The 19,841-nt window shown below is 64.5% G+C and carries 13 protein-coding genes and 1 pseudogene; 8 read left to right on the top strand and 6 right to left on the bottom strand.

What is annotated here, in order from left to right; all coding sequences use genetic code 11:
* Nucleotides 1–55 precede the first annotated feature (55 nt).
* The 5 genes from RSPPHO_RS00550 (at nucleotide 56) to RSPPHO_RS00530 (ending at nucleotide 7,711) form a co-directional block, all read left to right on the top strand.
* Complete coding sequence (locus RSPPHO_RS00550; RefSeq protein WP_041793624.1) at nucleotides 56–487, top strand: hypothetical protein; 432 nt, start codon at nucleotides 56–58, stop codon at nucleotides 485–487.
* Complete coding sequence (locus tag RSPPHO_RS19545; protein ID WP_014413337.1) at nucleotides 484–1,782, top strand: ImmA/IrrE family metallo-endopeptidase; 1,299 nt, start codon at nucleotides 484–486, stop codon at nucleotides 1,780–1,782. The genes RSPPHO_RS00550 and RSPPHO_RS19545 overlap by 4 nt, the downstream gene beginning before the upstream one ends.
* A 110-nt stretch (nucleotides 1,783–1,892) precedes the next feature.
* The gene (locus RSPPHO_RS00540) at nucleotides 1,893–4,646 is read left to right on the top strand and encodes a [protein-PII] uridylyltransferase (RefSeq protein WP_014413336.1); all 2,754 of its coding nucleotides are present in this window, start codon (nucleotides 1,893–1,895) and stop codon (nucleotides 4,644–4,646) included.
* A gap of 287 nt (nucleotides 4,647–4,933) precedes the next feature.
* Entirely contained in the window at nucleotides 4,934–5,854 is a 921-nt protein-coding gene (locus RSPPHO_RS00535) for a diguanylate cyclase domain-containing protein (RefSeq protein WP_041793623.1), read from the top strand.
* Between the two features lie 63 nt (nucleotides 5,855–5,917).
* Nucleotides 5,918–7,711, top strand: a complete 1,794-nt coding sequence (locus tag RSPPHO_RS00530; protein WP_014413334.1) for a PHA/PHB synthase family protein — start codon at nucleotides 5,918–5,920, stop codon at nucleotides 7,709–7,711.
* Nucleotides 7,712–7,758: 47 nt separating this feature from the next.
* Here RSPPHO_RS00530 and RSPPHO_RS00525 read toward each other — a convergent pair whose 3' ends face one another.
* The 4 genes from RSPPHO_RS00525 to RSPPHO_RS00510 are packed head-to-tail and all read right to left on the bottom strand — an operon-like array spanning nucleotide 7,759 to nucleotide 12,627.
* Nucleotides 7,759–8,187 (bottom strand): DUF2141 domain-containing protein, encoded by a 429-nt coding sequence (locus tag RSPPHO_RS00525; RefSeq protein WP_051013528.1) that lies wholly within the window; start codon nucleotides 8,185–8,187, stop codon nucleotides 7,759–7,761.
* Entirely contained in the window at nucleotides 8,184–9,191 is a 1,008-nt protein-coding gene (locus RSPPHO_RS00520; protein WP_157879030.1) for a M23 family metallopeptidase, read from the bottom strand. Before RSPPHO_RS00520 ends, RSPPHO_RS00525 begins: the two co-directional genes overlap by 4 nt.
* A gap of 21 nt (nucleotides 9,192–9,212) precedes the next feature.
* The gene (locus tag RSPPHO_RS00515; RefSeq protein ID WP_157879029.1) at nucleotides 9,213–10,946 is read right to left on the bottom strand and encodes an EAL domain-containing protein; all 1,734 of its coding nucleotides are present in this window, start codon (nucleotides 10,944–10,946) and stop codon (nucleotides 9,213–9,215) included.
* A 49-nt stretch (nucleotides 10,947–10,995) separates the two neighbouring features.
* A complete protein-coding gene (locus RSPPHO_RS00510) occupies nucleotides 10,996–12,627 on the bottom strand; it encodes an acyl-CoA synthetase (RefSeq protein WP_041793622.1) in 1,632 nt (543 codons plus the stop codon).
* Between the two features lie 248 nt (nucleotides 12,628–12,875).
* Between RSPPHO_RS00510 and RSPPHO_RS00505 the strand changes: the two genes are divergently transcribed.
* Entirely contained in the window at nucleotides 12,876–14,015 is a 1,140-nt protein-coding gene (locus RSPPHO_RS00505) for an MFS transporter (RefSeq protein ID WP_014413329.1), read from the top strand.
* A 53-nt stretch (nucleotides 14,016–14,068) separates the two neighbouring features.
* On the opposite strand, the pseudogene RSPPHO_RS00500 reads toward RSPPHO_RS00505, so the two are convergent.
* Nucleotides 14,069–15,035 (bottom strand): annotated as a pseudogene (locus RSPPHO_RS00500) (cache domain-containing protein).
* A 289-nt stretch (nucleotides 15,036–15,324) separates the two neighbouring features.
* On the opposite strand from RSPPHO_RS00500, the gene RSPPHO_RS00495 reads away from it, so the two are divergent.
* Both RSPPHO_RS00495 and eat read left to right on the top strand, forming a co-directional pair.
* On the top strand, nucleotides 15,325–16,044 hold the full coding sequence (locus tag RSPPHO_RS00495; RefSeq protein WP_081581603.1) for an ethanolamine ammonia-lyase light chain EutC: 720 nt from the start codon (nucleotides 15,325–15,327) through the stop codon (nucleotides 16,042–16,044).
* A 91-nt stretch (nucleotides 16,045–16,135) separates the two neighbouring features.
* Nucleotides 16,136–17,542 (top strand): ethanolamine permease, encoded by a 1,407-nt coding sequence (eat, locus tag RSPPHO_RS00490; protein WP_041793621.1) that lies wholly within the window; start codon nucleotides 16,136–16,138, stop codon nucleotides 17,540–17,542.
* 55 nt (nucleotides 17,543–17,597) lie between these two features.
* On the opposite strand, the gene RSPPHO_RS00485 is transcribed toward eat, so the two are convergent.
* Complete coding sequence (locus RSPPHO_RS00485) at nucleotides 17,598–19,826, bottom strand: ATP-dependent helicase (protein WP_041793620.1); 2,229 nt, start codon at nucleotides 19,824–19,826, stop codon at nucleotides 17,598–17,600.
* Nucleotides 19,827–19,841: the final 15 nt, after the last annotated feature.

Here is a 19,841-nt window from a genome sequence, read left to right as displayed (position 1 = left end):
TGAATGCGACTGGGTGCTATCCTTTTTAGCGGAGATTGTCGTTAAGAAGTGTGGAATGGTGAAACGGCAGGGCAACAACCCCAAGCGCCGGATTGTCTCCGAGGGTGCTGTATCCTCTGACGAACTTCGCCGCGTTTTGGGTGAGGCTCGCTATGGCGGGAGTGCACTGCATAAGAGGCGGCCCGGCGATTATAAATTGAAGCCGGCGGTCAATCCACGACCGAACAAGAGTGTCTGCGATGATCTCCGATCCGTGTTGTTGCGAGAAGCCCAAGGCCTGCTGAAAGAAGGGATCCGGCGCGGTTTGGTCAGCGCTTTCGAGACCGGAGGCTTCCCCAAATATGTTTGGGCCGTGGATGCTCACAATGAGCCGTATGAAGCGAAGGTGGGTGAGGACGAAAAGACCTATCATGGCTATCGTCTCAGTGAAGAGAACGAGCCCGACATGCGCGACTTGGTTCTGAGCGAATGGAATAAGCGGCCATGACCTCCCTCGACTTTCACGTGGAGCCGGAGCGCCTCACCGAAGGGGCAGCGGAGGAACGCGCCACGTTTGGTTTGCTCAAGATCATGGCCCATGGTCGATCCTTGACCGAGGGATTTGATGCCTATCTCGATGGGTCGCGGGAGGGGCCGCTTGTCTCGGCATACCCTTTGGCCGAATGGCTTGTCTGGAACTGGTGGCGTCTCAAGGGCGAGCCGCCTCCGTCGAGGCCCTCCCGGTCCTGGCGCTTCGCGCACTGCCTCAGCACCATCGGCGAAGGGTACGTTTGGCCCAATCTGACCATTTATTCTGATGGGTTTCGGGTCGTCCTTGATTCCCAGCGATCGGGAAACAATCAGGCGGTGTTTCGTTATTTCGGTGCGCGACCGGTTCTGGCAGCCTGGACGGATCTCGAGGAGGCGATGGAGCGGTTCGCTGGTGATGTCCTCTCCCGGCTGGAGGCTGCGCAGATCCGAGCAAGCAATCTCCATGCCCTCTGGGATGATCTGCAAGCCGAGCGAGCCGACCCCGAGCTCAGGCGCTATCGGGAACTGGAAGCTCGGCTGGGCTTCGATCCCGGCGAGGCGGACGAGGCCATGCTCCAGGCTCGGCTTGCCGAGGCCCGTCTTCTGGGAGAGGAAGCGATGGGCGAACTAGCCTCCCTGGCTGCCCACAACTCATCGGACGTCTCCCGCATGATGGCGGCCGCTGATCTGCGAGAGATGGCCAAGAATGACGGACAAGCCATGGCGGCGTGCCCGGAGACGGCCCTTGCCGATGATTTGCGCTGGGGAATGGTGCCGGCCCATGAGATTGGGGTCCGCGTGGCTCGGCAGGTCCGCGCGTCCTTCGCCAACCGGCAGATCAGCGATCAAGCCCTGGCAGATCTTGCTGGAACGTCTTCAGCCATCCTGAAGGAGAAGCAGGTCCGCGGCCCGTTGTCCTTTGCCTTGGTCGATGAGGGCGGGCAGGCCCTGGCCGTCTTGAGCGGCAAACGCACCGATAACCGCCGCTTCGAACTGGCCCGTTTGATCGGCGATCGCCTCATGCGGCCTCGTGGGGCTCTGTTCCCAGCCACCGCCGCGCGCAGCTACCGGCAAAAGGCCCAGCGCGCCTTTGCAGCGGAGTTCCTGGCCCCAATTGAAGCCGTCACGGACATGGCCAGCAATGATTTTTCCGAAGAACGTCAACAAGAAATCGCCGAGTACTTTCGCGTCTCTTTCAAGGTTATCAATAGCTTGCTCAAAAACAACCACGTGATCGACCGTGATTTCGATGATTTTCAGGAGATTGCCTAATCCAAGCCCCCAGACCCCTCCTTCCTTCCTCCGGGACAAGGACGGACGGAGGCGGTATAAAATGGGTGACTTAGGACAAAACTTGGTGCCTTCGGGACCAAAGGGGCCTCATGCCACGCACCCGCATTCGCCAACCCCGCGCCCTGATCGACCGCAAGGCGCTGACCATCATCTTGGAAGACATGGCGGCGGCCGTGCCCGACAACCGGGACCGTCGCAATCGCCTGATGTCTTTGCTGCGTAAGGCGTTGGCCGATGGCCGGGCCGAGGTGCGGCGGCGCTTCCTCAAGGAAAAAGGCACGGGCGCGGCCGCGTTCGCCGAAAACAGCTATCTGATGGATCAGATCATCCGGCTGTTGTTCGACTTTGCCACGACCTACATCTACCCGCGCGCCAATCGCACGGCTGGCGAGCAGATGAGTGTGCTGGCGGTGGGCGGTTATGGGCGCGGCGAGATGTCGCCCCAGTCCGACATCGATTTGCTGTTCTTGCTGCCCTACAAGTCCACGCCGCTGCATGAGCAAGTCGTCGAGTTCATGTTGTATGTGTTGTGGGACTTGGGGCTCAAGGTGGGCCATGCCACCCGTTCGGTAGACGAGTGTATTCGGCAGGCCCGGGCCGATACGACCATTTGCACCGCCTTGCTCGAGACCCGTTTCTTGTGGGGCAACCGCGAGCTTCCCTTGGGCCTGCGCGACAAGTTTCAAACCAGCGTGGTGGCCGGGTCCGGGGCTGACTTTATTGAGGCCAAGCTGGCCGAGCGCGACGAGCGCCACGCCCGCATGGGGGACAGCCGTTACGTCCTGGAGCCCAACATCAAGGACGGCAAGGGCGGCCTGCGCGACTTGCACACCTTGTTGTGGATCGCCCGCTTTATTTATGGCGTGAGCGAAATGTCGGAACTGGTGGCGCGTGGGGTGCTGACCTCGGAGGCGGCCAGCAAGTTCATGCGCGCGCGTAACTTTTTGTGGACCGTGCGCTGTCACCTGCACTACCTGACCAACCGCCCGGAAGAGCGCCTGACCTTCGACATCCAGCCCGAGATCGCCCAGCGCATGGGCTATGCCGATCGCAATGGCGTGCGGGGCGTCGAGCGCTTCATGAAGCACTATTTCTTGATGGCCAAGACGGTGGGCGATCTCACGCGCATCTTCTGTGCTGTGTTGGAGAACCAGCAAAAGCGCCGGCCCGGTCTGTCCATGACCTCCCTGCTGGCCCGCAAGCGCCACCTCAACGGCTTTCGCATCGACAGCGGGCGCATCGCCGCCGTGGGTCCCGATGCCTTCCAGAAGGAACCGCTGGCTCTCATGCGCTTGTTCAAGGTGGCGCATGAGCAGGGCATGGACATTCATCCCGATACCTTGCGGCTGGTGACCGAGTCCTTACCCCTGGTCAAGGGCTTGCGCAGCGATCCGGCGGCCAATACTTTGTTCCTTGACATCCTTTGTTCCAAGCGCGACCCGGAAATTTCGTTGCGGCAGATGAGCGAAGCCGGCTTCCTCGGGCGTTTCTTGCCCGATTTTGCCCGGGTGACCGCCCAGATGCAGTTTGACATGTACCATGTGTACACCACCGACGAGCACACCATCCGGGCCATCGGCCTCTTGCATCGCCTGGAAGACGGGAGCATTCGCGACCTCATGCCCTCGGCGGCCCGCGAACTGCGCAAGGTCTTGTCGCGCCGGGCGCTGTATGTGGCGGTGTTGTTGCACGATATCGCCAAGGGGCGGGGCGGGGATCACTCGGAACTGGGCGCCGAGATCGCCCTACGGCTGGGGCCCCGGCTCGGCCTCAGCGACGAGGAAACGGAAACCGTCTCCTGGCTGGTACGCCATCATCTCCTGATGTCGCGCACCGCCTTTAAGCGCGATGTCGATGACCTCAAGACCATTCTCGATTTCACCGATGTCGTGCAGTCGGTGGAGCGGTTGCGCCTGCTGCTGGCCCTGACCACCGTTGATATTCTGGCCGTTGGCCCGGCGGTCTGGAACAACTGGAAGTCTTCCTTGCTGCGCGAGCTTTACATGCGCTCCGAGGACCTGTTGACCGGCGGCTTCCAGGCCGAGGCCCGCGACAAGCGCGTTGCTGATCGCCGTGAGCAACTGTCGCTCGCTCTGACCGATTGGCCCGAGGCCGAGCGGGCCGCGTATCTCGAACGCCATTATCCCGCCTACTGGCTGACCTTCGACGGCCTCACCCACATTCGCCACGCCCGCGTCATTGAGCGCGCTCGGGCGGCCGGCGAGGCGGTGGCGGTTGAGGTGATTCCCGACAGCCACCGCTCGGTGTCCGATGTGATCATCTACACCGACGACCACCCGGGCCTGTTCTCCAAGATTGCCGGCGCCATGGCCCTGGCCGGCGTCACCATCATGGATGCGCGCATCACCACCATGGTCGATGGCATGGCGCTTGATACCTTCACCATTCAGACCCTTGACGGCCGGCCGATTGCCGAGCCCGAGCGCATCGAGCGGCTGGCGCGCACGGTGCGCGGGGTTCTGACCGGGACGATAGCCCTGGCCCGTGCCCTCCAGGAGCAGGCGCCCCGGTTGCCCGAGCGCGCTCACGCCCTGACCGTGCCGCCCCGGGTTTTGATTGATAACCAAGCCTCCAAGACCCACACCGTGATCGAGGTCAACGGGCGCGACCGTCCGGGGTTTTTGCACGCCGTCACCCAGGCCCTGACTCGGGTTGGCATCCAGATTTCGTCGGCCCGCATCAGCACCTACGGCGAGCGGGTGGTGGACGTGTTTTATGTCAAGGATGTGTTTGGCATGAAGGTGGTCCATAAAACCAAACTGGCCCAGATCCGCGAGGCTCTGGAGGCCGCGATCACCGAGGCCCGCCCCCGTGCCGCCTGAGCGCGGGGCTGGCGCTAGATTGGGGCGATGGGGCCAGCCCCTCGACGCCTCTCCCTAAAAAAATCAAGGAAATCCAAAGGGCCCAAGGCGTTGTGCGGGTCTGGGCGGCGCTTGGGGGCTCGGGGGGAGGGCTCTGGCGCCTACCCAGAGCCATCGTAATCAAGCGGCTAACGCTGTGAAAGATAATGTCCCCTCTCGGTTGGGTCCCTTGTCCACATGGAGTATATCTGATACACCCAAAAGGGTTTAAGGAGAAGCGCCGCCGTTGGAGGAGGAAGGAGGTCGCCATGGAAAGCTGCCTTGCGACACGCCAGAGGATCCTGATCGTGGACGATGAACGGACCAACCGGATGGTGCTCGCCGATTTGTTGAGCGAAGACTATGATATTCTTCTCGCGCGCGATGGGGAGCAAGCCTTGGCGCGTCTGGGCGATCCGCAGACCCCCGACCTGATTTTGCTCGACGTGATGATGCCGGGGCTGGATGGCTACGAGGTGTTGCGCCGGCTCAAGGAGGATGGGCGCACGCGGGAGATTCCCGTGGTGTTCGTGACAGGATTGAACGACGAGGAGCACGAGGAAAAGGGGCTCACCCTGGGGGCTACCGACTATGTGAGCAAACCCTTTCATCCCGCCGTGGTGCGGGCGCGGGTGCGCAATCACCTGGACCTCGCGCACCGGCGCAAGGTTCTGGAAGAGTCGGCCTATCTGGATCCCTTGACCCGCCTTGCCAACCGTCGTTGCTTTGATCACACCGTGGAGGGGGAATGGCGGCGTTCCTTGCGGCGTGCCCAGCCGGTGTCCCTGATTTTCGCCGACGTGGATTTTTTTAAGGAATATAACGACCACTATGGGCACGGGGCCGGCGACGAGGCCTTGCGTATCGTCGGGCAGGCCTTGGCGGGCTGCGTTCATCGCCCCCACGATCTGATCGCGCGCTACGGCGGCGAGGAGTTTATTGTCTTGTTGCCCGAGACCCCGTCCGACGCTGGACGGGCCATTGCCGAGACCATGCGCGCGCGGGTGGCGGCGCAAGGCGTGACCCACCGACGCTCGGGGGTCGCCCCGGTACTCACCATCAGCCTGGGAGGGTACACGGTTGTCCCCAGTTTGGAGGGGAGCCCCCGGCAAGCCGTGGCGGTGGCCGATGCGGGGTTGTATCAGGCCAAACATCAGGGGCGCAACCGCGTCGTCTGGACGGAGGGCTGAGGGTCTCCTAAGCTGGCCTGTCGCGTTTGACGCGCACCAAAAAAGCCTGCCGAGGAGACGTCCATGCCCCCCGTGCCACCCGACAAGCCCCCCCCTCGTCCCGACACCACTTTTGTTGACCTTTGGCAAACGTGGTTGGACTGGGCGGAAAAAAGTCAAAAAATGTGGGCCGCCAGCCTCCAGGTCCCCCTGGCCCAGCCCGAAATCCAGGTTCCCGACCGCGACGCCATGGCCGAGAGCTTTCAGGATCTGGCACGTCGGGTGATGGACAACCCCACCCCTTTCCTGGACGCCCAGGCGACCTTGTGGCGGGACTATGTGACCTTGTGCGAGCGCTCGGCGGCGCGGCTGCGCGGCAGCGAGGCGCTCCCGGTCGTCACCCCCGAAGCCAGCGACCGTCGCTTCAAGGACGAGGTGTGGCGCGACGATCCCCTCTTCGACCACCTCAAGCAAAGCTACCTGATGACAGCGCGGGCCGTGCTCGCGGCAGTGCGCAAGGTGGAGGGCGTGGACGAGCGCTCCCGCCAGCGCATGGAATTCTACACCCGCCTCGTGCTCGATGCCCTGGCTCCCACCAACTACCTTGCCACCAATCCCGAGGCGCGCCGTGCCTTCTTGGAAAGCAACGGCCGATCGCTGGTCCAAGGCATGGAAAACCTGCTGCGCGATCTGGAGCGCGGCGGCGGGGGCAGTGTGCGCGTGGCGATGACCGACGAGGCGGCCTTCGAGGTGGGGCGGACCCTGGCCGTGACCCCGGGCAAGGTGGTCTATCAAAACGACCTGATCCAGTTGATTCAGTACAGCCCCACCACCGAGACCGTGGCCCAGCGGCCGCTGCTGGTGGTGCCACCCTGGATCAACAAGTTTTACATCATGGACCTCACCCCGAAAAACTCCTTCATCCGCTACATGGTGGAGCAGGGGTTGACCGTGTTTGTCGTCTCCTGGGTCAATCCGGGGCCAGAACTGGGGCATAAGGATTTTGGCGACTACATGAACGAGGGGCCGCTGGCCGCCATGGAGGCCATCGCGTCCCTCACCGGGGAACGGGACCTGACCTTGATGGGCTATTGCATCGGCGGCACGTTGTGCGCGGCGACCTTGGCCTATTTGGCGGCGCGGGGCGACGAGCGGGTGAAGGCCGTCACCTTCTTGACCACCATGGTCGATTTTTCCGAGCCCGGCGAACTGGGGGTGTTCATCGAGCCTCACCTTCTCGACAAGCTCGACGCGGTGATGGAGCGCAACGGGACCCTGGATGGCCGTTACATGGCCAATGCCTTCAACCTGCTGCGGGACAATGAGCTGATTTGGTCATTCCACATCAATAACTATCTGCTGGGTAAGGATCCGCCCGCTTTTGATTTGTTGTATTGGAACGCCGATTCAACCCGCATGCCCGCCATGATGCATACGTATTACTTGCGCCGGATGTACGAACGCAACGAACTGGTCCAGCCGGGCGCCCTCACCTTGTTGGGAACCCCCATTGATTTGCGGCGGATCCGAACCCCGGCCTATCTCCTGTCCACCCGCGAGGACCACATCGCGCCCTGGAAAAGCACCTTCAAGGCCACGGCCCTCTATAGCGGGCCGGTGCGCTTTGTGCTGGCCGGTAGCGGTCATATCGCCGGGGTCATCAATCCCCCGGGGCGGCCCAAGTATGGCCACTGGACCAACACGCGCAAGGTCCGCGATCCCGACACGTGGTTGGCTGGAGCCAAGGAAAACGAGGGCTCGTGGTGGCCCGACTGGCGGGCTTGGCTGGCCAAGCACGCTGGCTCCGCCGTGCCGGCGCGCGATCCGGGGGCGGGGCTGGAGGACGCGCCTGGGTCTTATGTCAAGAAACGCTTGTAACGGAGGAAGGCTGGGGAGGCGAGCCTCCCCAGACCCCTCGTTCCTGCTCACGGCGGCGCCGAGGTGGGGTAGCGCATCTTGACCGTCACAACGCCCCCTTCCTTGGGCAGGAGAAACCGGGCGCTGTCCCAGGTCGGCCGGGGTACGTCCTTGCCGCTGAAGCCATAGCCTTCCAACGGGACCAGCCCGAACAGGCGATCCATTTCGCCGTTTTGGTTTTCGTCGTGGTGGATCAGCACCGCCACCCAGCCCGGGGGCACATCGTGCAAGACACCGCGCACGGTGGGGCCGTTTGCGGTCAGGGACAGACCGCCCACGCTGCCTGCCGGTTCGGCGAAGTTCTCCGGGCCCCGGAACAGGCCAACCTTCAAGGGGCCGGGCCCCGGGTGCACGCCGGTTAAAACCACTTCAAGATCAGCGGCGCGGGCCGCACCGCAGGCCAGCATCAAGGCCAGCACCCCCAGGCAAAGTCTCACCGGACGGTCCCTTGTACGCTGCGCGACGCAATGATGCCCTGGCCGGGGCGCTCGACGGTAAGCGTGCCGGTATAAACGCCGCTCGGCCAGGGGGCGGGGCCGCGCTTTTGCCCGGCCAAGCCAAACCACTGGGCCCAGCCCTGCTGATCAAACGGCACCACCGAGGTGACAAAGGGCTGACCCGCCGGGTCGGTGATGGCCAGGGTCACCCGGTCGTTTTTTTGCACGGCGATCAAGTCCACGTACAGCACCAGGATCGGGGCCGTGGCCGACACGGTATTGTCGGCAAACCGGCCGGCGCGCACGCCCACCCGCTCGGGCTGTTCGCCGGCGAAGCCCAGGTTATAGGCAATGGTGGGTTCGTAGGGCAGGGGGGCTTGCCACAAGGGCGCGGGCGCGACGGCACATCCCGCGGCGGCGGGATGTCCGGTGAAGGGGTCGATGACCTCCTGGTGATGGCGGACCTCAAAGTGCAGATGGGGGTGTTCGGTTTCACCGGACAGACCGATGAGTCCCAAGGCGGCACCCTCGGGAACCGACTGCCCGGCCTGGACCTGGATCGAGCCCTTGGCCATATGGCAATAGATCGAGGTCCAGCCGTCCCCATGGTCGAGAACCACGGCATTGCCGCATTCCCGGTCCTTGACCGAGGGAGCCCCCGGGGTCAGGACGCTGATATCGTCCATGCCATCGCGTGCAGCGACCACAAGGCCCGCAGCAGCGGCGACCACCACGCCCAGCCGTCCCGGCGCCACGGAGCCCAGACCGATGTCGGTGCCCTTATGCCCATTCGTGGCCACGGGACCACACCGATGATCGCGGGCCCCGGGGCCGGGGTCGTCGTCCACGCTGTTGACGATATGGCAGGTCTCGCCCACCACGCAGTCCACGGGCAGGTGCAAGGACGGCGGGGCAGCCAGCGCCACGCCGGGCCCCAGGCCCAGCAGCAGCGCCATGACAAAGGGACCGCGCCGTCCAGCGGGTCCCCAGGGAAGATCGGGCATGACGAACTCCAAAAAGGGGCGTCAGGACGAGGGGAAGAAGGGGGTAAAAGCCTCCACCGGTCGCCGCCGTTCCTGCTTGGGGAACAGCTCGGCTCCCGGCAGCGGCGAGAACGTCTTGAGTGTGGGGGAGGGCCGGCCGAAGAGGAAGCCCTGAACGTAATCGCAACCACACGCCCGGACAAACTGAAGGGACTGGGGGCTGTCGATCATTTCGGCGATGGTGCGCACACTGAGGCGTCGGCACAGCTCGGTCAAGGCGCTGAGGAAGGCTTTGCCCTTGGTGCCGTTCATGGCATTGCGCACGGCCGAGCCATCAATTTTCACCACATCGACGTCAAGGGCGCTCAAGTACTGGAAGCTGGCGGCGCCGGCGCCAAAATCATCGAGACACACCTGATAGCGCATGGCCCGCAGGGCCTGGATGAACTGATTGGCGCCCTTGAGGTCGGTCATGCGCGACGATTCGGTGATCTCGAACAACAAGCGGCCTCGCGTCCAGGGATGGGCCTGGAGCATCTCGAACAAGCCCTGGACATAGGAATCCACGCCGATCGAGTAGCCCGACACGTTGACGGCGATATGGGCGCCCTCGGTTTCGTTGCCGTGCTCGGCCAGCCACTCGATGACTTTATAGGCCATGGCCAGATCGAATTCGTGGATCAGGCCCGTCTCCTCGGCAAAGGTGATCAGACGGAAGGGCGAGGCATCGGGCGCCGCCGGGTCAAAGCGGACCAGGGCCTCGTAATGATGGATGATCCCGCTGGTCGTCCCGATGATGGGTTGCAAGGCCACGAAGAATTTTCTCTCGGCAACCATGCGGCGGAAATCGTTGACCTGATCGGTGGCCTTGGCAACCAACTCGGTGAGGTTGGAGGGCAGGTCACGCAGCGAGGCCCCGGCGCCATTTTGTTCCTGGAGGTGGTTCATGGCGTAAACCAGACCCCGCACCAGATCCTCTTCGCTGAGGGCGCCGGTCTGGTCGAGATCAACCGAGGCCGATTCGACGTCGATTCCTCGTCCCTCGGGATCGTGGCGCGACGCCAAGGTCCGCAGGCGTTCTTCCAAGGCGGCGATGTCGAGGCCCTTGTCGTGCAGCAGGCCGTAGCGGCTTTCCGAGATCTGGGTGGCGCCCTCGCTGTCCACTGCTGCGGCGCGCAAGGAGTCGCCGACCGAGCGCATCAGGCCATTGGCATCGGCCTCGGTCATGCGTTCCCGCAGGGCCTCGAAGCCCTTCAAGTCGAGCCACGTGACGCCAACATCGCGTCCGGCCTCGGCCAGGGAGCGGGCCCGCCGTCCCGCCATCTCGCCGAACGCCTCGGGGGTGAGCAGGCCCGAGCGTTCGTCGTGGGTTTCCTTTTCGGCCGCCTGGGGCGGCGTGGCCGGACGGCGCTTGAGGGCCATGTAAATCTGGCCGTCCAGGCCATAGGCCGCCACTTCCATCGGCAAGGGCAAGCCCTTGGGACGGATCAGGTGGACCCGTTCGCCATCAATCCGGCCGTGGCTCAAAGCTTGGTTGAGACAGCGCCCGATGACCTCTGCGTCGTCCTCCTCGAACAAGGTGGCAACCGGAGTGCCCGCCAGGGCGGCGGACCCCCGCCCGAGAAAAGCCTTGAACGGCCCCGCAGCAAACTGGATGGCGCCGTTGGCGTCCAGGTTTAACAAAAGGTCGGCCCAGCAAAAAGCCAAGGCCGCATAACGGTCGCGATCACCACGCGGCGCGGCCGGACGGGAGGCGTCATGTCCCGATGGCGTCATCGTGTCTTCCTCTTCCTCTCCCGCCGGCCGCTTGTTGTTTGTTGGCGCCTCAGGAAATTTGCTCCCGGGCTTGACGGCGCAGGATAAACTTTTGAATCTTACCGGTGGACGTCTTGGGCAGGGGCCCAAAGATAATCTCCCGGGGGCACTTATAATGGGCCAGGGCTTCCCGGCAGAACGCGATCAGCTCGGCTTCGGTCACCGTGGCGCCGTCGCGCAGTTCGATGTAAGCCCGCGGGGTTTCGCCCCACTTTTCGTCGGGCTTGGCAACGACCGCGGCGGAGACAACGTCAGGGTGTCGGTGAAGGGCACTCTCAACTTCAATAGAGGATATATTCTCTCCTCCTGAAATAATGATGTCCTTCGACCGATCTTTGAGCTGAATGTACCCGTCTGGATGCAAGACGCCAAGATCCCCGGTATGAAACCACCCGCCCCGAAACGATTCCGTGGTCGCTTCCGGGTTCTTAAGGTAGCCCTTCATGGTGATATTCCCGCGGAAGAAGACCTCTCCCATGGTCTCGCCATCGGCCGGGGCGGGTTCCAAGGTCTCGGGGTCGGCCACCATCAGGCCATCTTGGGCGACATACCGCACGCCCTGGCGTGCTTTGAGGCGGGCTTGCTCGTCGATCGGCAGGTCGTTCCACTCGTCCTTCCAGAAACACACCGTCGAAGGACCATAGGTTTCGGTCAGGCCGTAGACGTGGGTGACCAGAAAGCCTTCGCGCTGCATCCGTTCGAGCACCACGGCCGGGGGCGGGGCGGCGGCGGTCATGACGTTGACGGTATGATCGAAGGTGCGGCGGTCTTGCACGCTGGCGTTGATCAAAAAGCCCAAAACGATCGGCGCGCCACAGAAATGGGTGACCTTTTCCTCGGCAATCGCCTTGAAAATAGTGGCCGCGCTAACCCGGCGCAGGCACACATTGGTTCCGATCACCGCCGCCATGGTCCAGGGGAAGCACCAGCCGTTGCAGTGGAACATCGGCAGCGTCCACAGGTACACAGCGCCTTGCGGCATGCCCCAGGTGATGATGTTGGACAAGGCGTTGAGGGCCGCCCCGCGATGGTGATACACCACGCCCTTGGGGTTGCCGGTGGTGCCCGAGGTGTAGTTGAGCGCGATCGCGTCCCACTCGTCGTCGGGCCAGCGCCCGCTGTAGGTCGGATCTCCGCTTGCCAGGAAGCTCTCGTAGTCGGTCTGGCCCAGGCGCTCGCCCGCCCCCGTGTATTCGCTGTCCACGATGTCGATCACCGTGAGCGGGCGCTCGACCAGCGGCAGGGCTTCGCGGAGGGTGGCCGAGAACTCGGTGTCGGTCAGGAGGACTCGCGCTTCCCCGTGGTTGAGGATAAACGCGATCTCCTCGGCGTTCAGGCGCACGTTGAGGGCATTGAGCACCGCGCCGGTCATGGGGACGCCAAAATGGGCCTCGTAGAGTTCGGGGGTGTTGGCCCCCATCACCGCGACCGTGTCGCCGACCCCGACCCCCAGCCCGGCCAGCGCCGAGCCCAGCCGCCGCGCCCGCTCCCGCGTCTCGGCCCAGGTATACCGGCGCGCCCCATGCACCACCGCCAGCCGGGTGGGATAGGTTTGGGCCGCGCGGTCAAGATACCCCAGAGGCGTTAGGGGGACGTAGTTGGCCGGGGTACGCTCCAGTCCGGTCTGATACGGCGAGGACATGAGTGGTGAACTCCCCTGTTCGATGAGTTGGTGGGCGCAAAGCGCAATACCAGTGGTAGCGTGTCCATCCGGTTTGATCAATAATTCCTCCAGAAGAGGGAAGGGGACGGCAAGACGGCAAGGCTGGGGAGGCGAGGCCTCCCCAGACCCCTCGATTCCCGAGGCCCCTCCCGGGGACGCAGGGGTCTGGGGAGGCCCCGCCTCCCCAGCCTTGCCCTTACTGCCCCTCGGACCCAGGGAACCCCCGCGTGCCGCCCCCTTCCGTTCGTCTTTCCTGCCACTACGCCGCACTGTTCGGCGTCGTCGGCACCACCTTGCCCTATTGGTCCCTGTGGCTGCATGACCGGGGCCTGGAGCCCGTCGCCATCGGCCTCATTACCGGAGCCACCGTGTGGGGCAAACTGCTGGTCAACCCGCTGGCCGGTCTGGCCGCCGACGCGCTGGGGCGACCGCGATGGGTCATGGCTGTCCTCGCCCTGGGCAGCCTCACCTTGTATGCCGGCATCTCTTGGGTCGAGGGCGTTGTCGGGTTGCTCCTGATGTCCCTGGGCGCCGCCGGGTTGTGTGCCGCCCTCATGCCGCTCTCCGAGACCCTGACCCTGGCCCAGGCCCGAGCCGGAACCCTCGACTATGGCCGGGTTCGGCTGTGGGGCTCGCTGGCCTTTATCGTCGTCTCGTTTGCCCTGGGGCCGGTCCTCGATCGGGTGGGAAGCGAGCCGGTGCCCTGGATCATTCTGGGCTTCCTGGCGCTGGTGCTGGTGGGGCTGCCCAGCCTGCCCAGCGGCCCCAGGCACCCCCGCCCGGCGCCGGGGGTGTGGCGCCATCACCTGCTGGCGCCGCGTTTTTTGCTGTTCTTGCTGGCCTCGGGGCTGATCCAGGCCGGTCACGCCACCTATTACACCTTCGCCACGCTGCACTGGCGGGCGGCCGGGCTCGACGGGGCTTTTATCGGCTTCCTGTGGGCCGAAGGGGTGGCGGCGGAGGTGGCGTTGTTTTTTCTGGGCCGGCGGATGGTGGCCCGGCTGGGGCCGCTTGGCCTCTTGGGGTTGGGGGCCGGGGCCGGGGTGCTGCGCTGGACGCTGAGCGCCTTTTCCACCGAGCCCATGGTCTTGATGGGGGCCCAGGTATTGCACGCCGGGACCTTTGCCTGTGCCCACCTCGGCGCCATGCACTTCCTGAGCCAAACGGTGCCGCCCGCCCTGGCCAACCGGGCCCAAGCCTTGTATTCGACGTTGTGTCAGGGGGTATTGATGGGGGCCGCCATGTCGATGGCCGGGCCGGTGTATCAGGCCTGGGGCGGGCGGGCCTTTCTGCTTGATGCCGGGTGGTGCGCGCTGGGGGGGCTGTGCGTGGCTGGAGTGGCCTGGGGGCAGCGGCGGGGGCGATAAGGAAGGCTGGGGAGGCGGGCCTCCCCAGACCCCTCGGGCTTGGTGGACGGGGGTTACAAGGTTTTTTGCATCACGCAACCGTACCAGCCGAGGCCTTTGTAGGTTTCATAGCCCGGGGTGCGGTGAAAGCCGATGACGGTGCCGTCGCTCAGGGTGTAGTGGCCGGCGTCCTGGCCGTTGGTCTTGAGGTCCACCCGTTCTTGCAGCACGCCGCGATCGTCGGAGGCGGCGAGGACCCGGCCCTTGGCGTCGAGCAGCAGGGCACGGGATGTGACTTCGTCGGAATCTTCCAGGCGCACGCCCTCGACGATGGAGCGGGCTTGGGGGCCCCCAGTCAAAGTGAATCCCCAGCACGCCCAGGACCTTGCCCCGGGCTTCGCCCCCTTCGCGGATGGCGGCGGCGTAGGTGGCCACGGGCTGGTTGTTCAAGGCCTCGTTGCGGGCGATGTCGGCAACGGCAAAATCGTCGCCCGAGGCGGTGGCCAGGGCCTCCTGAAACCAGCCCTCGCGGGCGACCGAGCGGCCCTGGACCCGATACCGGTCGGGGCGGCCATTGGCCACCACCGTACCCGCAGTGTCGCAGATCCACAGATCCAGATACACCGTATAGGAGGACAGGATCACCCCAAGTCGGTGGCTGGCATGGGAACAGGTCGCCGAGCTGGGGTGGGCGAGGCAGTCTACCACCGCCGAATCAGTGGCCCACCAGCGCACGTCGCAACTGCGTTCGTACAGATTGCGATCGATCAGTTCAACGGCGTTCAGGGCCAGATCGACGAGACGCTGGCCCCGAACATGGCGGCCGATGCGCTCCAGCCGTTCGACTTTGCCGGCCATTTCGGATTGGAGGTGGTCCACGATCTCGGCGATTTCACGCGAGACTTCCTTGACCTCGCCGGCCACCACGGCAAAGCCGCGCCCGCTGTCGCCGGCCCGGGCACTTTCGATCAAGGCATTGAGGGCCAAGATTCGGGTGCGTCCCATCACGGCCTGGATTTCGGCGATTTTTGCCGCCGTCATTTCCCGAACGTCGGCGGTCAGGGCGATAATCTGTTCCGGGTTTGCCGACTCGTCGGTCTCACCTGCCGTGGCTTTGGCGCCGGACACGTCTTTGGCAAGGGAGAGCGCCGTCTCTTCATGTCCGACCCATGCAACCTGCTTCATCTCTTAAGACTTCCCCTTGCCCAGTGGCCCAGGCGCAATCGTTTTGGTGGAGAAACGAGAGATCACCGCCCCTATTCGGTGACTTTCACCAAACCGTAGTCCAAGCCCCGACGTCCCGCAACCGGGTTCGACGTCACAAGGTACCGTGAAAAAGGGGGGAAGGAGCCGTCGCCCTGCCAGGAACAGGAGGGTCCGGGAGGCGTCGGCCTCCCCGCCTTTCACGCCTCAAACGGCCGTTGCACGACGCAGCCGTACCACCCGCCTGGAAGCCGCCCTGCCCCAGGGGCCGGTCCTGCGGGTGCATAGCCAAGCCCCCGACCGCGCTACCTACCTGCGCCGCCCTGATCTGGGCCGTCGCTTGGACCCAGCTAGCCTTGAAACCTTGCCCACCGGGACCTGTGACCTCGCCTTGGTGATTGGCGATGGCCTCTCGGCTGGCGCGGTGCAGACCTGGGCTGCTCCCACGGTGCACGCCATTTTGGCCCGCCTGGGCTCGTGGTCGGTGGCGCCTTTGGTGCTCGCCGCCCAGGCCCGGGTGGCCCTCGGCGATCCGATCGGCGAGCGCTTGGGAGCGCGGCTGGTGGCGATCTTGATTGGTGAGCGCCCTGGCCTGTCGGTCGCCACGTCGCTCGGCATTTACCTGACCTATTCCCCAGTCACCGGTCGGCGCGATGCCGAGCGCAACTGCATTTCCAACATCCACGCCGATGGTCTGAGCCCGGAGGCTGCCGCCGACAAGCTGGCGTGGCTGGCTACTGAGGCTTTGCGGCGGGGGCTGACCGGTGTGGCGTTGAAGGAGGAGGCGGGGGCGGTTTTGCCGGGGGCTTCGGGGGTGTTGGGGGAAGGGGTGACGGGGAGGGAATAAGGCTGGGGAGGCGGGGCCTCCCCAGGCCCCTCCATTCCTTTTTTGGATTTGATCGAATGTTGGGTTTCTTTGGAAAAGGATGGTTAATGTCATGGCAGACGCTTCTAAACCCGCGCTTTCGCGCAGTCTTTCCGGCCTTCACTTGTGGGGGATTGCTGTTGGGCTTGTGATCTCTGGGGAGTATTTTGGCTGGTCCTATGGCTGGGCTGCGGCGGGGACGCTGGGGTTCTTGGTGACCACCGTCTTGATTGCGGCGATGTACACCACCTTTATTTTCAGCTTCACCGAGCTGACCACCGCCATTCCCCACGCCGGAGGTCCCTTCGCCTACGCTTATCGCGCCTTTGGCCCGCTGGGCGGCTTCGTGGCTGGTTTTGCCACCTTAATTGAATTCGTGTTTGCGCCGCCGGCCATCTCCTTGGCCATTGGTGCCTATCTCAACGTTCAGTTCCCGGCGCTCGATCCCAAGCTGGCGGCGGTAGGGGCCTACGTGGTGTTCATGGGGCTCAACATTGCCGGCGTGACCATTGCCGCGACCTTTGAGCTGTTCATCACCGTGCTCGCCATTTTCGAGCTGCTGGTGTTCATGGGCGTGGTGGCGCCGGGCTTCTCGTGGGCCAATTTTGTGGCCAACGGCTGGAGCGGGGAAAATGCCTTCAGCCTGGGCAGCGTGTCCGGGATCTTTGCGGCCATTCCCTTTGCCATCTGGTTCTTCCTGGCCATCGAGGGCGCCGCCATGGCCGCCGAGGAAACCCGCAACCCCACCCGCACCGTCCCCACCGCCTACATCGCCGGCATCTTAACCCTGGTTCTCCTGGCCTTCGGCACCATGATCATGGCGGGCGGGACCGGCGACTGGCGCTTGCTGTCCAACGTCAATGACCCCCTGCCCCAGGCCATGAAGATCGTGGTTGGCGAAAACTCGGGCTGGCTGCACATGCTGGTCTGGATCGGCCTGTTTGGTCTGATCGCCTCGTTCCACGGCATCATCATGGGCTATTCGCGCCAGATCTTCGCCCTGGCCCGCGCCGGCTTCCTGCCGCCGGCCTTTGCCACCATCAACCCCAAAACCCGCACCCCGGTGAAGGCGATCTTGGCCGGTGGCGTGGTCGGCATCGCTGCGATTTTCTCCGATAGCTTGATTGAGATCGGCGGCCTGCCGCTGACCGCGAACATCGTCACCATGTCGGTGTTTGGGGCGATCGTGATGTACATCATGTCGATGGCCGCGCTCTTTAAGCTGCGCGTCAGCGAGCCCACCTTGGCGCGCCCGTTTGCCGCCCCCTTCTACCCGGTGTTCCCGGCCATCGCCTTGGGCATGGCGGTGGCCGCTTTGGTAACGATGATCTACTTTAACTGGCTGGTATTCTGCTTGTTCTGCGGGCTGTTCGCTGTCGGCTTCTTGTTCTATCGCTTCACCGCCGACCTGCGTGACAACGCCGAGGAGGACGCCCTCTTGGAGACCGCCCAGATCGAAGCGCGGACCTTGGCCGACTAAGCCGACGCTTTAGGGAAGGCTGGGGAGGCGGGCCTCCCCAGACCCCTCGGGTCCTTTAGCCCATGGCTTTGACGAAGCTGGCCATCACCTTACGCACCGCGCCGCCCTCAAACACGATTTCCAGGCGGTCGCCGGCCACGTCGAGCACATCGCCCACGCCGAAGCTGTCGTGCACCACCCGCTGGCCCACCTGGAAAGTCGCCGCCTCGCGCCGGGACGACCGCCCCCAGCCGGGGCTTTGCTGCACCCGTCCCCAACCACCCGGCGCGTCCATATGGCCCTGGGCGCCCGAGCCATACACCCCGCTGGCACTTTCGCGCTCGACGGTTTCGGGGGGCAGTTCGTCCAAAAAGCGGGATGGCAGGCAGGACCGCCAGTCGGCGAACACCCGGCGGCTCGCGGCAAAGCTGATGTAAACCCGCCGCCGGGCCCGGGTCAGGCCCACGTAAGCCAGCCGCCGCTCCTCCTCCAGGCCCTCGGCACCGCTCTCTTCCAAGGCGCGGCGATGGGGAAAGATGTCCTCTTCCCAGCCGGGAAGAAACACGGTGTCGAACTCCAAGCCCTTGGCGGCGTGCAAAGTCATCAGCGTCACCGCCTGCTCGCCGGCCCGGGCCTCGTTGTCCATCACCAAGCTGACATGCTCCAAGAAGCCCTCCAGGGTGTCGAATTCCTTCAGGGCCCCGACCAGTTCCTTCAGGTTTTCCACCCGGCCTTCGGCATCCGGGGCACGGTCCTTGCGCCACATGTCGACGTAGCCGCTTTCGTCGAGAATCGTGGCGCACAAGCTGGAAGGATCCAGGCCATCGCCGAGCGCCCGCCAGCGCGACAGGTCCGCGAGAAAAGCCCGCAGCTTGTTGCGCGCCGCCGCCCGCACTTCATCGGTCTCGATCACGCGCCGCGCCGCTTCTTGCAGGCTGATCCGCTCCAGGCGGGCCACCCGGTTGAGGATTTGCAGCGTCGCCTCGCCCAGACCGCGCCGGGGCACGTTGACCACCCGCTCGAAGGCCAAGCTATCGTCGGGTTGGACGGCAAGGCGCAGGTAGGCCACGGCGTCCCGGATTTCCTGGCGCTCATAAAAACGAGGCCCGCCGATCACCCGATACGGCGTGCCGGTCACGATCAGGCGCTCTTCAAACTCGCGGGTCTGGAAACCAACCCGCACCAAGATCGCCATGCCGCCCAGGGCATCGCCGGCCCGCTGGCGTGCCTCGATCTCGTCTACGACGCGCCGAGCCTCCTCGGCGCCATCCCACACGCCCCAGACCTTGATCGGCGGCCCCAGCTCCTGCGTATCTAGGCCGCTGCGCAACTCCTTGCCGAGGCGCCCCTGGTTATGGCGGATCAAGCCCGAGGCCGCCGCCAAGATCGTAGAGGTCGAGCGATAGTTGCTCTCCAGGCGAACCAAGGTCGCCCCCGGGAAATCCTCCTCAAAGCGCAAGATGTTGCCCACAGCAGCGCCGCGCCAGGAATAAATGGACTGGTCGTCATCGCCAACACAGCACAAGTTACCATGGGCCCGCGCCAGCAAACGCAGCCAAAGATACTGGGCGACATTGGTGTCCTGGTACTCATCCACCAGAATATAGCGAAATTGCCCGCTGACCTCGGCCAAAACCTGGGGATTGCGGGTCAATAGGGTGAGGCAGTGCAGCAACAGATCGCCAAAGTCGGCGGCGTTCACCACCATCAAGCGGTCCTGATACTGGCGATAGAGGTCGAGCAGGCGCCCCTCGGCAAAGGAACGGCTCGGATCGTCGGCCGGCACCGCCTCGGGCAGCCAGCCCCGGTCCTTCCAACGCTGGAGGAGACTCAAGGCGACCTGGGGCTGCCAGCGCTTAAGGTCGAGCCGCTCGGCGTCCATGATCTGCTTCAAGAGCCGCTGCTGGTCGTCGCTATCCAAGATGGTAAAGCCCGGGCGCAGCCCCACCAAGGCCCCGTGGCGACGCAGCAAGCGCACTCCCAGGGAGTGAAAGGTCCCCAACCACACCTGCTCGGCGTCGGGACCAATCAAGGACGTGGCGCGCTCGCGCATTTCCCGGGCCGCTTTGTTGGTAAAGGTCACGGCCAACACCTGCCAGGGCCGCACGCGGCAGGTGGCGAGGATATAAGCCAGCCGGGTGGTGAGCACGCGGGTTTTACCGGTGCCGGCCCCCGAGAGCACCAGGACGGGACCCTCAGTGGCAGTCACAGCCTCGCGCTGTTCAGGATTGAGCGTCTCAAGCCATGCGGGCGCCGCCACCGGGGCGGGAGACGACGGCTCGTCCAGGGGAAACGGATCGTCCATGGTTCTGGTCTTCAC

The organism is Pararhodospirillum photometricum DSM 122 (assembly GCF_000284415.1).
In the GTDB taxonomy this organism is placed as follows: Bacteria; Pseudomonadota; Alphaproteobacteria; order Rhodospirillales; family Rhodospirillaceae; genus Pararhodospirillum; species Pararhodospirillum photometricum.
Note: the sequence above shows the minus strand (reverse complement) of the source record. Positions and strands in the feature narration are given on the sequence as shown.

Excerpts from the sequence above, each read along its gene's own strand:
- RSPPHO_RS00510 (WP_041793622.1), bottom strand. The coding sequence starts at position 12,627 with ATGTCCTCGCCGTATCAGACCGGACTGGAGCGTACCCCGGCCAACTAC.
- RSPPHO_RS00520 (WP_157879030.1), bottom strand. The coding sequence starts at position 9,191 with ATGCCCGATCTTCCCTGGGGACCCGCTGGACGGCGCGGTCCCTTTGTC.
- RSPPHO_RS00485 (WP_041793620.1), bottom strand. The coding sequence starts at position 19,826 with ATGGACGATCCGTTTCCCCTGGACGAGCCGTCGTCTCCCGCCCCGGTG.
- RSPPHO_RS00530 (WP_014413334.1), top strand. The coding sequence starts at position 5,918 with ATGCCCCCCGTGCCACCCGACAAGCCCCCCCCTCGTCCCGACACCACT.
- RSPPHO_RS00550 (WP_041793624.1), top strand. The coding sequence starts at position 56 with ATGGTGAAACGGCAGGGCAACAACCCCAAGCGCCGGATTGTCTCCGAG.
- RSPPHO_RS00540 (WP_014413336.1), top strand. The coding sequence starts at position 1,893 with ATGCCACGCACCCGCATTCGCCAACCCCGCGCCCTGATCGACCGCAAG.
- eat (WP_041793621.1), top strand. The coding sequence starts at position 16,136 with ATGGCAGACGCTTCTAAACCCGCGCTTTCGCGCAGTCTTTCCGGCCTT.
- RSPPHO_RS00515 (WP_157879029.1), bottom strand. The coding sequence starts at position 10,946 with ATGACGCCATCGGGACATGACGCCTCCCGTCCGGCCGCGCCGCGTGGT.
- RSPPHO_RS00535 (WP_041793623.1), top strand. The coding sequence starts at position 4,934 with ATGGAAAGCTGCCTTGCGACACGCCAGAGGATCCTGATCGTGGACGAT.
- RSPPHO_RS19545 (WP_014413337.1), top strand. The coding sequence starts at position 484 with ATGACCTCCCTCGACTTTCACGTGGAGCCGGAGCGCCTCACCGAAGGG.